14 protein-coding genes and 5 pseudogenes are annotated in these 11289 nt (G+C 33.6%); 9 read left to right on the forward strand and 10 right to left on the reverse strand.

Annotated elements, in window-relative coordinates; genetic code table 11:
* From QWY92_RS20500 to QWY92_RS20310, 7 genes and pseudogenes are all read right to left on the reverse strand, one after another.
* Positions 1-116: 2TM domain-containing protein (locus QWY92_RS20500; RefSeq protein ID WP_336622125.1), on the reverse strand; the 116-nt coding region annotated here is incomplete at its 3' end.
* 96 nt (positions 117-212) lie between these two features.
* A complete protein-coding gene (locus tag QWY92_RS20295) occupies positions 213-458 on the reverse strand; it encodes a hypothetical protein (protein WP_290274975.1) in 246 nt (81 codons plus the stop codon).
* Between the two features lie 80 nt (positions 459-538).
* Positions 539-700, reverse strand: a pseudogene (locus QWY92_RS20725) (histidine kinase); the annotation flags it as partial.
* Positions 649-810, reverse strand: a complete 162-nt coding sequence (locus QWY92_RS20300; RefSeq protein ID WP_290274977.1) for a hypothetical protein — start codon at positions 808-810, stop codon at positions 649-651. The gene QWY92_RS20300 and the pseudogene QWY92_RS20725, both read right to left, overlap by 52 nt.
* Positions 811-1392: 582 nt before the next feature.
* A complete protein-coding gene (locus QWY92_RS20505; protein WP_336622126.1) occupies positions 1393-1605 on the reverse strand; it encodes an energy transducer TonB in 213 nt (70 codons plus the stop codon).
* Complete coding sequence (locus QWY92_RS20510) at positions 1517-1972, reverse strand: hypothetical protein (RefSeq protein WP_336622124.1); 456 nt, start codon at positions 1970-1972, stop codon at positions 1517-1519. The genes QWY92_RS20505 and QWY92_RS20510 overlap by 89 nt, the downstream gene beginning before the upstream one ends.
* A gap of 340 nt (positions 1973-2312) precedes the next feature.
* Positions 2313-3320 carry a sugar kinase gene (locus QWY92_RS20310; protein ID WP_290272390.1) on the reverse strand — a complete coding sequence of 336 codons (1008 nt, stop codon included), beginning with the start codon at positions 3318-3320 and terminating at the stop codon, positions 2313-2315.
* A 241-nt stretch (positions 3321-3561) separates the two neighbouring features.
* Here QWY92_RS20310 and QWY92_RS20315 point away from each other — a divergent pair.
* Together QWY92_RS20315 and QWY92_RS20320 are read left to right on the forward strand one after the other, a co-directional pair.
* Positions 3562-4133 (forward strand): annotated as a pseudogene (locus tag QWY92_RS20315) (MOSC domain-containing protein).
* A 104-nt stretch (positions 4134-4237) separates the two neighbouring features.
* Positions 4238-5477 (forward strand): annotated as a pseudogene (locus QWY92_RS20320) (DEAD/DEAH box helicase).
* Between the two features lie 108 nt (positions 5478-5585).
* Here the strand turns inward: QWY92_RS20320 and yajC are convergent.
* The 3 genes and pseudogenes from yajC to nusB all read right to left on the reverse strand — a co-directional run bounded on the left by yajC (position 5586) and on the right by nusB (position 7367).
* Positions 5586-5885 carry a preprotein translocase subunit YajC gene (gene yajC, locus QWY92_RS20325; RefSeq protein ID WP_290272383.1) on the reverse strand — a complete coding sequence of 100 codons (300 nt, stop codon included), beginning with the start codon at positions 5883-5885 and terminating at the stop codon, positions 5586-5588.
* A gap of 10 nt (positions 5886-5895) precedes the next feature.
* The gene (locus QWY92_RS20330) at positions 5896-6372 is read right to left on the reverse strand and encodes a DUF1573 domain-containing protein (RefSeq protein ID WP_290272382.1); all 477 of its coding nucleotides are present in this window, start codon (positions 6370-6372) and stop codon (positions 5896-5898) included.
* Positions 6373-6457: 85 nt separating this feature from the next.
* Positions 6458-7367, reverse strand: a pseudogene (nusB, locus tag QWY92_RS20335) (transcription antitermination factor NusB).
* A 232-nt stretch (positions 7368-7599) separates the two neighbouring features.
* Here nusB and QWY92_RS20340 point away from each other — a divergent pair.
* From QWY92_RS20340 to QWY92_RS20370, 7 genes and pseudogenes are all read left to right on the forward strand, one after another.
* Positions 7600-9006 (forward strand): annotated as a pseudogene (locus QWY92_RS20340) (ABC transporter ATP-binding protein); the annotation flags it as partial.
* Between the two features lie 180 nt (positions 9007-9186).
* Positions 9187-9411, forward strand: coding sequence for a hypothetical protein (locus QWY92_RS20345; protein ID WP_290274979.1), 225 nt, complete (start codon positions 9187-9189; stop codon positions 9409-9411).
* Between the two features lie 82 nt (positions 9412-9493).
* The gene (locus QWY92_RS20350; RefSeq protein WP_290274981.1) at positions 9494-9844 is read left to right on the forward strand and encodes a hypothetical protein; all 351 of its coding nucleotides are present in this window, start codon (positions 9494-9496) and stop codon (positions 9842-9844) included.
* Positions 9845-9965: 121 nt separating this feature from the next.
* Entirely contained in the window at positions 9966-10088 is a 123-nt protein-coding gene (locus QWY92_RS20355; protein WP_290274984.1) for a hypothetical protein, read from the forward strand.
* 53 nt (positions 10089-10141) lie between these two features.
* Positions 10142-10399, forward strand: coding sequence for a hypothetical protein (locus QWY92_RS20360; protein ID WP_290274986.1), 258 nt, complete (start codon positions 10142-10144; stop codon positions 10397-10399).
* Between the two features lie 14 nt (positions 10400-10413).
* Complete coding sequence (locus QWY92_RS20365) at positions 10414-10749, forward strand: hypothetical protein (RefSeq protein WP_290274988.1); 336 nt, start codon at positions 10414-10416, stop codon at positions 10747-10749.
* Positions 10750-10751: 2 nt separating this feature from the next.
* Complete coding sequence (locus QWY92_RS20370; RefSeq protein WP_290274989.1) at positions 10752-10931, forward strand: hypothetical protein; 180 nt, start codon at positions 10752-10754, stop codon at positions 10929-10931.
* Positions 10932-11289 lie beyond the last annotated feature (358 nt).

Raw genomic sequence — 11289 nt, forward strand, 5'->3', positions numbered from 1 at the left:
CAGAAGGTTTTGTAGTTTACGTAGGCTAAAAATGGGATGACTAAACAGTATGTAATGAGGCTATAATAAAAACCTTTAAGCTCGTCGACGTGATTTTCGAGCTCGCAAATATTGATCGTTTAATTCTGATTTTGATTGTGTGTACATGATGGTTGTTGTTTTGGTGAGCATTGGGATGCTAACTGCAAATGTGCTCGGTTCTTGATTGATTTTTATGGTTCTATCGGTGAGTAATTGGTAGCGTTGTTTATGTTGTTTAGTCCAACGCCACTACTTGTTTTCACCATTTGTTTAAACTTGTAAATTGTTTCGACTACCAGATTGTCGCCACTTTCGTATTTTTTATTTTTAGTGGTTTGCTGGCGGTTACAATGTTGTGCTTTACGGCATTTTCGAAATAATAATTGTAACGATAATGGAATGACTTTACTTTCGGGGTTTTGTGCTTTTTCAGGCATGGTGAAAATAATACTATCCTCAAGCGCATTTTTAGTAGTGCCATGTAGGTTTTTGCAAATTTTAACTCATCGTCTACTAGTACAAGATCTTTGTTTTTTTTGCTCCAATACGTAGCGATATACTTTGGATAGCGCAGTTGTAATTTCTGAGCATTTACCGGGTTTTCTTCAATTAAACTGGTTAAAACATTTAAGCTGTTAAAAAGAAATGCGGATCTAATTGATTTTTTAATGCGTCGAATTTTGCGCTGGCAGTTCCAGCAATTACTTTTTGCTCCTTTACTCGGTTTTGTTGATAACGTTGTAAAAAAACACCACATGAAAACCAATGACGATACTTAAGGTTATCCATAAAACCGAATTGATAATTCTGCCATTTTTGATTCCCTAAAAAGTCTGAGAAGCTTTGATTAAAATATATATAGCGGTTATGGCTCGTAAAAAAAACAATCCTATTAAGGTAATTATAGTAGAACCTAAAATACCAATAACCACCGCTGTATTGTAGCCGGTGTACTTTTTTCCCATGAGCGGCGTTCCATATAGTCGAAAAACATCATGTTTGAATACCCCAAAACAAAAGCGTATAGTTGATAAAACGCAAATTTTGTAACTAACTCTTTTATGTTTCCCGAATTAAAATCGTTGAAAAAATAACCTCCGATTAAAAAAACGACACAGCCTAGAAGGAAAGTAATTATAATATATTTATTTGATTTTGTCATGATTTAATGCTTCTACACTTTTGCGTTTAAAGTTAATAAAACTTATACTACAAATATCGGGTAGCGATGCCGTGTTTTAAAACCAGATTTACCGAATTGTTATTTTTACAGGATGAATTGTTGAACATTAAAAAAACGAAAGTTTATCGCATAAAAAAGCAGACTAAAAAAATATTAGTCTGCTTTATAAATAACCAATTTACCTCAGGTTAACTTTCATATTTAAAAAATATAGGAACAGCATAAGCTACTTTTACCGCTTTACCACGTTGTTTTCCGGGTTGCATTTTTGGCAATAAGCTAATGATGCGTTCAGCTTCTACTTCTAGAATTTTATCTGGGCCACGAGAACGTACATTGGTTGTTACTCCTTCTGAATTTATTATAAATACTACGGATACACGCCCCTGTATTCCCCATATCTAATGCGGTTTGTGGATAATTAAAGTTTTTAACCACATGTGCTTGCATTTTCTTTTGAAAACATGCTTTAGTTTGTGCTCTATCTAAACCTTCGCAGCCAGGAAAAACGGGTACTTCTTCGATAACAGCAAAAGCAACTTCCACTTCTTCTTCCATGCGTTCCACAATAACATCACCTACAGCAACAATATGCTCAGAGATAGCATCGTCTTGTCCGGTTTCGGTACTTTCTATAACGGTTTCCTCTATTTCCACCATATCGTCCACAATTTCTATAGACTGACTAACAACAATAGGCGGTGGTGCTGGTGCTGGCGGTATTTTTGATGTTATAATTGGAATATCTTCTTCATAAATAACTTCCATATTAACAGTTTCTACAGCAACATCTCATAAACATAAGTTTTATGCTCTAAGGCTAGCCAAGACAGGAATAACATTAAATTTAGTCCAATGGCAAAATACAAACTACTATTTCGTCCGACTTCGATTTCTGGGTTCTTTTTAACTTCCATGATTACCTTTTTTAGTATCATAAAATTATTAGAATTGACAGAGAACTACTATGATAATTATCATATTCCTAAAATAATAATGATAATTTAAGAATCTAATTAACACCACTCATTTTCAATAATATAAAAGGCCACCTATGAAGGTAGCCTCTTATATTGCTTTATAAATTGAATTTTTATTAAAAAAACGTCTATCGATTTAAACGTCCTGAAGTGTTTCCGCCTAAAATACCTAGAACTTCTTTTACGGTAGCTAAGTTCACATCGCCCTCGTAAGTGTGTTTTAAAGCACAGGCCGCACTTGCAAATTCCATAGCTGCATAATCGTTATCAAGCTCTTGTAAACCATGAATTAAACCGGCTGCAAAGGCATCACCCGTACCAATACGGTCTACAACGTGAGTAATATCTAAATCTTCAGTTTCTCTAAATTCCGATCCGTTCCACATTCTAGCACGTATTTTATGCCATGAAGCGTTTACCGATGTTCTAATTTTATCGAATACTTTTTCTATGGAAGGAAATTGCTCTATAAGTAGTTTACTTGCTTCAATAAAGTCGTCGTTAGAATAAGAGAAGTCGGTGCCTAAAACTTCGTTCATTTCATTTATACCTCCTATAAAAATGGTTGAATAATTTAATAATTCCGTTAAAGCTTCCTTTGGATCCTTTCCATATTTCCATAAACCGCTTCTATACGTTGGATCGGCCGAAATGGTAAACCCTTTAGCTTTGGCTAGTTTTAAACCTTCTTTCAAAGTATCAAAACTTCCTTGAGTTAAGGCTGGAGTAATTCCGGTCCAATGCAACCACTTACCGCCTTCCAACGATGCTTCCCAATTTACCATGGATGGCAAAATTTCGGAAAACGAAGAATGCGATCGGTTATACGAAATATTACTCGGCCGCATAACAGCCCCTACTTCAAAAAAGTATACGCCTAACGGACGTTTTGAAAAACACAGCGCCGAGGTATCTACACCAAATTTACTAATATAAGACACAGCGGTTTCTCCAATAAAATCATCCGATACGCAACTGATGTGTTTTACACTTCCGCCGAAATTTGCAATGGAAATACCGACATTTAACTCGGTGCCCCCGAAGTAAAATTCGACCATGTTTGATTGAATAAATTTTTTGTGTCCACGCGGTGAAATGCGCATTAATACTTCTCCAAAAGTGATTACCTGACTCATAAAATATAGTTTAGTTTAGAACGTTATTTTTACTAAATTTATTGAATAAATCTTTTACACAAATTCACTAAATCAGCAATAAATATAACTTTTAACAAATTTAATGTTTGATTTTCTCATAAAAGACCAATTAACTAATTAATTTAAATCATTTTCGTTAAATTGATGAATTAAAATTAATACTCAGCATTTACTAGAATACTTACAGCATTAAAATCATTTCACCTTTTATTCAATAAACATGAACATACGAGCCACCAATATTGCGAAACCGACCACCATCCATTGGCATGGTAAAGACGTAATCACTGGTATTTATAAAACTCCAACCAGTACACCTATATTTTTAGGTGAAGACCTTGTTAAGAATGATGAAGTTAGTGACCGAAAATATCATGGCGGTGAGTTTAAAGCCTGCTATTTGTTTTCTGAAAAGCATTATGATTATTGGAAAAAACAGTACCCCGATTTAGATTGGAACTGGGGTATGTTTGGTGAAAACCTCACGGTTACCGATTTAGACGAAACTCAACTTTTAGTTGGAAGCATCTATCAAATAGGGAAACCTTAGTACAAATAACACAACCTAGAGAACCTTGTTTTAAGCTAGGTGTAAGATTCGAAAATCAAAATATATTGAAAGCCTTTATAGATCACGGTATGCCGGGAACTTATGTGCGTATTTTAAAAACAGGACATGTAAAAACTGGCGATGCCATGGTTTTAGTTGAAGAAGCTCAGAACTCTTTAACAGTTGCTGAAACTTATAAATTGATTTTTGATAAGGAAAAGATCAAAAGCTATTGGCTTTAGCAGTTATCAATGAAGCGCTTCCGCAGAAAAAAAGAAACAAATTAGCCACATATATAAAATAAGGTTGATGGGGTTTATAGTATCTTTGCAGTAAATTATTTTAGATGTCATTTAAAGACTTACAATTAAATCGTCCCATTTTAAGAGCCATTGCCGAAGCCGGTTATGATAATCCTACTTTGGTACAAGAAAAAACCATTCCTTTTGTTTTAGACAGAAAGGATGTTATTGTTTCGGCTCAAACCGGAACAGGAAAAACAGCTGCTTTTGCACTTCCTATTTTACAATTATTATTTGATAAGCAAATCGCCTCTAAAAAAGGTAAAAGATAAAAGCGGTTGTGGTTAGCCCAACGCGAGAATTGGCCATTCAAATTGAAAATAATTTTAAAACATATTCTACTTACGCCGAATTAACAAGTACCGTTATATATGGTGGTGCTGCCATTGAGCCACAAATAGCGACTCTAAAAAAAGGTGTTGATATTTTAATTGCAACTCCAGGCCGTTTGCTCGATTTACATAAACAGGATGTTATTAATTTAGATTATGTTGAAACTTTAGTTTTAGACGAAGCCGATTTAATGCTCGATATGGGTTTTATTGACGATGTTAAAAAAATTGAACGTCTGTGCCCTAAGGAAAAGCAAACCTTATTATTTTCGGCCACCATACCTTATAAGGTAGAACAACTAGCAAATACTATTTTAAATGAACCAAAACGTATTGAGGTTGCCCAAAATTCATCAACTTCAAAAAACGTTAATCAGTTATTATATTTCGTCCCTAAACAGAGTAAAATTGAATTGGGTTTGCACCTCCTTCGAAATACTATAAAAGGACAAATCATTATATTTAGACGCACCAAATTCGGTGTTGATAAACTTGAAAAGACATTAGTAAAAAACGGCTATAATGCCGATAGTATCCATGGCGACAAAGTCAAACGGCTAGACAAGACGCTTTAGATAAATTTAAAAAAGGAACCGTCAATATTTTAATTGCAACGGATGTTGCGGCGCGTGGTATTGACATTAACGATATCGATGCGGTTGTAAATTTCGATTTACCTAACGTACCCGAAACCTACGTACACCGTATTGGAAGAACGGCTAGAGCTGGAAAAACAGGAATGGCATACTCCTTATGTTCAGCAGATGAAAAACCTTATGTGCAGACCATTCAGCAACTGATACAAATGCAAATTGATGTGATTGATGAGCATCCTTATCCTTTAGATCCTAAAGCAAAACCAATTATACATAAGTCTCCAAAAACAGGTAGCAAACACAAAAAAGGTAGAAAAAGTGAAGCTTCTAAAAAGAAGAAAAAACGCTGGTATTAAGTCGTTTCTCTCATTTCAACTTAATAATTATAACTTTATTATAAAACAAAAAAAGAACCTCATTTGAGGTTCTTTTTTTGTTTTATATAGTAAATAAAGTGAAATACTTTATTTTTTTGCTACTGCTGCTGGTGCATTTAACTTTTCGCTCATCTCCGAAGAAATTGCAGAACGTTCGTACTTTGCTTTGCCTGACATGGTTTCTAAAACACAACTTCCATCTTTGTCGTTAAGCTCTAAAATTTTAGCATGTAAACCACTTTTGGTGATTACTTTATCTCCACGTTTTAATTCGGCTGCAAATTTCTTTTCTTTCTTTGCACGTTTCATTTGTGGTGCAATCATAAAGAAATACACTACTACAAACATTAATACAAACGGCAATAAACTACCAATACCTTCTCCCATTATTTTTTATTTATTTAATTGCTGCAGATATTGCAGCGTCATCAGTTTTTACAAAAGCCGTAATTTTAACAACTTCCTTTCCTTTTTCAGTATTTGCTGTAAGTGTTAAGCTTTTAGAAACTTTTCCTTTTCCACTTCCATTATATTTTACTGTAAATTTTCCTGTTTCACCAACAGCTAAAGGCTCTCTAGACCAATCTTGAGGTACTGTACATCCACATGTTGTAGCTATATTAGTAATTACTAAAGGTGCATCACCTGTGTTGGTATAGCTAAAAACAGTTTCTACCGATTTGTTTGCTTCAATTTCTCCAAAATCGTGAGTTGTTTCGTTAAACGTAATCACTGGAAAATTAGAAGAAACAGCATCTCTTACTGCTGCAGCTGTTACATTAGCTTCTTCAATTTTCTTTGCTGCATTGTCGTTTTTACAAGATGTAAAAGCTACCAAACATAATGTGCTTAATCCTAATATTACTTTTTTCATTTTAAATGTATTTTAAATTGAGACCGTAAAATAACAATTATTTATTCGAATTGAAATTTTTGTTAAAAGTCTTAACAAAACCTTATTACATTAAGCCACGCCCAATTTTATTAAGCGTTCCGGCCTCTGTATATTCTTTCACCAGTTTATCTAAAATACCATTGATAAAAATACTGCTTTTTGGTGTAGAATACTCTTTAGCTATTTCTAAATACTCGTTAATAGTTACTTTAGCTGGTATAGACGGAAAGTTTTTCACTTCGCAAATAGCCATTTGTAATAACACAAAATCGACGTTTGCAATACGATCTGAATCCCAGTTTTGAGTTTTAAGATCTATTTCCTTATTAATCGCCGTTCTATTCAAAAGTGTTTTTCTAAATAACGAAATTGCAAATTCCTTGTCTTCTAAATCTTTATACAATCGTGGTGTAAAATGATTTTCGGCAGATGTTAGCTTTACTTTTCTAAGAATTTTTAAATGGTTGTATTCACGGTAGGTAAATCGTCTAACCAAGTTAAATTCTTGTCTTCTAAATATTCGTAAAGTTTATCGTTTGGTGCAATAATTTCTTTAAAGACATCTACTATAAAATCTTTATCTTCTTTAAAGCTTGAAGTTTCGGCTGCCATGTATTCTTTATACAAATCGCTAGCAACAATGGCTTTAAAAATAACATCAACATATTCACTATCCAAATCCCAATCGTTGATATTGTAAAGTTCTAACTTATCTTTTAAGTCTAAATTATTCAATAAAACTTTAAAACGGCGTTATCTACAAACTTACGGTTTGGGTCAATGTCCTCTTTAGTTGCTAAATGTTTATTCTGTTTTTTCTGGATATTACTTTCAGCTCTTTTTTGAACCTCGATAATAAGCGAAATTAATAATAAGTATAAATTATACATATTATCAATGCTAAACAGTAAGAATTTTTGATCTTTACTAAAATCATCACTTTCGGTACCCTTAAAGGCATACATGGTTTGCATTACTTTTACACGAATATGTCGTCTATTTAGCATCATTACAAAGAACTTATTTAAGTTGAAATTTTTTATTGCTTTCGTGCGGCAAAAATAACACTATATTTAAAAAACACCGCTTAATATTCATTTTAATTTCATTAAATACTTTAAGCTATATTTAACAAATGCATTATAAATAGACATTCCTTAATTATAATGAATAACCTATCTTTGCCTCTTATTTCCTTTAAAATAAATGAAAGAATTACAACATTTAAATAAGTACTTTCTAAAATACAAAACCAATCTTATAGCAGGGGTAATTATCACTATTATTGCCCGAATGTTTTTATTGTTTACACCTCGATATGTAAAAAAAGTATTTATTGTTATCGAACAATATTTTGCGAATAGTATTTCTACCGAAGTTTTTAAAGCCGAATTGCTCGAAGCCATCATTTATATTGTTGGAGCAGCCTTTATTGGTGGCGTGCTTACTTTTTTTATGCGTCAGTACATTATTAATGTATCGCGCTATATTGAATTCGATTTAAAAAATGAAATTTACGAGCAATACCAAAAACTCTCTTTAAATTTTTATAAGAAGAATAGAACTGGTGATTTAATGAACCGCATTAGTGAAGATGTTTCTCGTGTGCGCATGTACGCAGGCCCAGCCATAATGTACAGTATAAACACAATAACTCTTTTTGTAATTGCCCTTATTTATATGTTTAAAGAATCACCATCGTTGACGCTTTACACCATTATGCCGTTGCCTATTCTATCGGTTGTAATCTATAAATTAAGTAAAGAAATACATAAGCGCAGTACAATTGTTCAAGAGTATTTATCTAAACTATCATCATTTACGCAAGAATCCTTCAGTGGTATTTCAGTCATAAAAGCTTATGGTATAGAAACTCAAACGGCCCTTAATTTCGAAACTTTAGCAGCCGAAAGTAAGGAAAAACAAATTAGTTTAGCCCGCGTACAAGCTTGGTTTTTCCCAATGATGGTACTCCTTATTGGCGCCAGTAATTTAATTGTAATTTACATTGGAGGCATGCAATATATTAATGGTGAAATTGAAAGTTTAGGTACCATTGCCGAGTTTATTATTTACGTTAACTTATTAACATGGCCAGTAGCTACTGTAGGTTGGGTAACGTCTATTGTACAGCAAGCCGAAGCATCGCAGAAACGAATTAACCACTTCCTAAAAATAGAACCAGAAATTAAAAACACGGTAGAAGCCGAAACAGAAATTAATGGTAACATTACTTTTAAAAATGTTTCCTTCACTTATGATGATACTAATATACAAGCCTTAAACAATGTTAGTTTTGACATTAAAGAAGGCGAAACCCTGGCCATTTTAGGGAAAACAGGCTCAGGAAAATCTACTATTTTAGATTTAATTGGTCGCCTTTATGATATTGATTCCGGATCCATATTGATAAACAACAAAGAAATTAGCCAGCTTAACTTAAATAATTTAAGAGATAATATGGGCTATGTGCCTCAGGAAGCCTTTTTATTTTCTGATAGTTTAAAAAACAACATCAAGTTTGGAAAAGAAAACGCGACCGATGAAGAAGTAATTCAAGCTGCAAAAAATGCACAAGTACACAAAAACATTACCAAATTCTCTAAAGGGTATATCCAAAGCATTACAAATGAAACCGCATGATAGAACAGGCTTTGTGTATCAACAATCGTTTTTGTTACGTGTAGTGTTTGTAGGGTTTTATATCTTATTGCTATTGTGATTATCCGTTTTTTAATCCAATTGATGTGGCTACTATTTCTATATTTGCATCGATGATTGTGGGGACTTTAGTTGGAACTTATTTTAGCTAATTTTATTTTTAAATCGAGCGAAGTTATAGAAGAACAAGCAGAATCCTTAGAAGATATCATGCAAGATACCATTGAAAAGGGAAAAGATATCTTAGATGATTTAACAAGGAAAGATGAAACTCTTTCTGAACAAATAAAGGAAGCCGAACCTAAAGTAGAAGAAAAAAGTGCTAGAGAACGTTTAAAAGATAAAGGCTTACTTTAGTGAGACCGTTTGTGACTAAACAAAACAATTTAAAACAAAAAAGTGATTTCCGTTTAGGCGGAAACAATAAATAAAATTATAGATGATTAAAAATTATTGGAATAAAGGAGGGAAACAAAAGAAAACAACCATAATTATAGGGTTAATTCTACTCATTTTATTATTCGTTTTACGAGACGATTATCAACCAGCACTGTTGTTTGTTAGAAAATACATTTTTGTTATTTTACTAAGTTTTGTAGTCCTATTTCTAGGTTTACGAAAATTCAGAAACTCAACAAGCACTTTTGGTCGTCTTGCCATTTTAGGGTTCTTAACCGTGTTTTTTGGTGCCATCTATATTATTGGATGGCAATATAAAATGTACGATTACATGAAAACATACAACGTGTTTAATCATTTAAATCGCATTGAAATTAATGAATTGCCATAACTCAAAACGAGCGCATCCAACCATTACGCAATGTGTATTCTATGGCCAACGAAAGTGTGGGAGAAACTAAAGATGTATCGTTACCACATTTAGTACGTGTTGGCACAGAAACAAATGGACCATGGCGATACAACCAACTGAAAAGTATATGTGGCAAGGAATGACGGATAATACGGAAGAAGTTTTGCCGTATCGAGCACAACACCTTTTCCGCGTTTTTCTAGTGAAAACCGTATTCCTGTAACGTTTTCTATTGGAGAATCTTTAAAATTTAGTCGAAACACGTACAATGCCGTAGTGCAGCGTTTTAATATTTTTCAACTATTTACTTTAGAGCCGAGTGATACCTATTATATGAAAAACGATGCTGGAAAATGGGTAGAAGTAGTGAGTTTAGTAAAGTGGCAAGGTTTTTTATTTCCATACCCAACCTTTGGTGGCGTAATGGTTATTGATAGTGGAGAGCATGATTTAAACGATTATTTTGAGCGTATTTTAATAGGAAAAGGAACTTACATCAGTCCTGAGAATATTAAAAAAACCATCCGTATTTAATTGGTCAAAATACGTTGGCTGAAAAGGTATCACGTTTACAAGCCGAATCTTTAAAGTTTTTAGTGGTTTTTAGCGACCCGTTACCATGGAATATGGAAACGGCAGTTAAAATACCTAACCTAGCTGATGATCAAAATCAGCAACCTTTTGTAACCGATTTTCGATTTTTCGGATACCAAAACAACGCGTATAGTGGCCTTTATCACTGGTTTGGCTTAGAACCTGTGGGCGATGAGCGCACGAGTTTAACGTATAGTGTTTTTGTGCCTGCTGATGGTACCAATGCGTTTTACTATACGATCATGCTTCTAAGAAAGAAGGTTATGCAGGTGTTTCCGCTATGCCTTTAAAGGTGATTGAGTCAAGAAAAGAATATGATTGGTCGGTGAATAAGCCTGTAGAATTTCGTCCGTACATTAAAAATATTGCAGGTAGAAAACGTATGTTTTTCTTAGGAACTATTTCTGCTATTCGTGAAAACTCTGATAATTTTGATGGATCGGCAACTCCTGATATTAGCTTTAGTAGATAGTGAATATCGTGATGTGGTTTGGATTGATGTAACACCCTAGTCAATGGGATAAACGGTTTTACGATCAGCTTAATGAAGCTTGGCGTTCTAGTGAAGGTATTGGTAAATATTTTGCACAAGAAACCAAACAAATTGATGCTATACAACATCACAGATTCAATAAAACCGCTGTCTAATGACGAGTTATTAAAACAGCTGCAAGAGGAAAAAAAGTGTATTGGAAATTGAAAAATTGAAGAAAGAAATTGATTCGATGAAAGCGGCTTCGAAGTAGGACGTGAGCAAACATACTTTATTTATAATGAAAAATTGTTGAGGCAGACACACGCGTTAGGGATTGAACGGCCTGTTTGAAATC

The organism is Algibacter miyuki, from assembly GCF_030409805.1.
Classification (GTDB): Bacteria; Bacteroidota; Bacteroidia; order Flavobacteriales; family Flavobacteriaceae; genus Algibacter; species Algibacter miyuki.

Excerpts from the sequence above, each read along its gene's own strand:
- QWY92_RS20295 (WP_290274975.1), bottom strand. The coding sequence starts at position 458 with ATGCCTGAAAAAGCACAAAACCCCGAAAGTAAAGTCATTCCATTATCG.
- QWY92_RS20510 (WP_336622124.1), bottom strand. The coding sequence starts at position 1,972 with ATGGAAGTTATTTATGAAGAAGATATTCCAATTATAACATCAAAAATA.
- QWY92_RS20330 (WP_290272382.1), bottom strand. The coding sequence starts at position 6,372 with ATGAAAAAAGTAATATTAGGATTAAGCACATTATGTTTGGTAGCTTTT.
- QWY92_RS20300 (WP_290274977.1), bottom strand. The coding sequence starts at position 810 with ATGGATAACCTTAAGTATCGTCATTGGTTTTCATGTGGTGTTTTTTTA.
- QWY92_RS20355 (WP_290274984.1), top strand. The coding sequence starts at position 9,966 with ATGGCGATACAACCAACTGAAAAGTATATGTGGCAAGGAATGACGGAT.
- QWY92_RS20350 (WP_290274981.1), top strand. The coding sequence starts at position 9,494 with ATGATTAAAAATTATTGGAATAAAGGAGGGAAACAAAAGAAAACAACC.
- yajC (WP_290272383.1), bottom strand. The coding sequence starts at position 5,885 with ATGGGAGAAGGTATTGGTAGTTTATTGCCGTTTGTATTAATGTTTGTA.
- QWY92_RS20310 (WP_290272390.1), bottom strand. The coding sequence starts at position 3,320 with ATGAGTCAGGTAATCACTTTTGGAGAAGTATTAATGCGCATTTCACCG.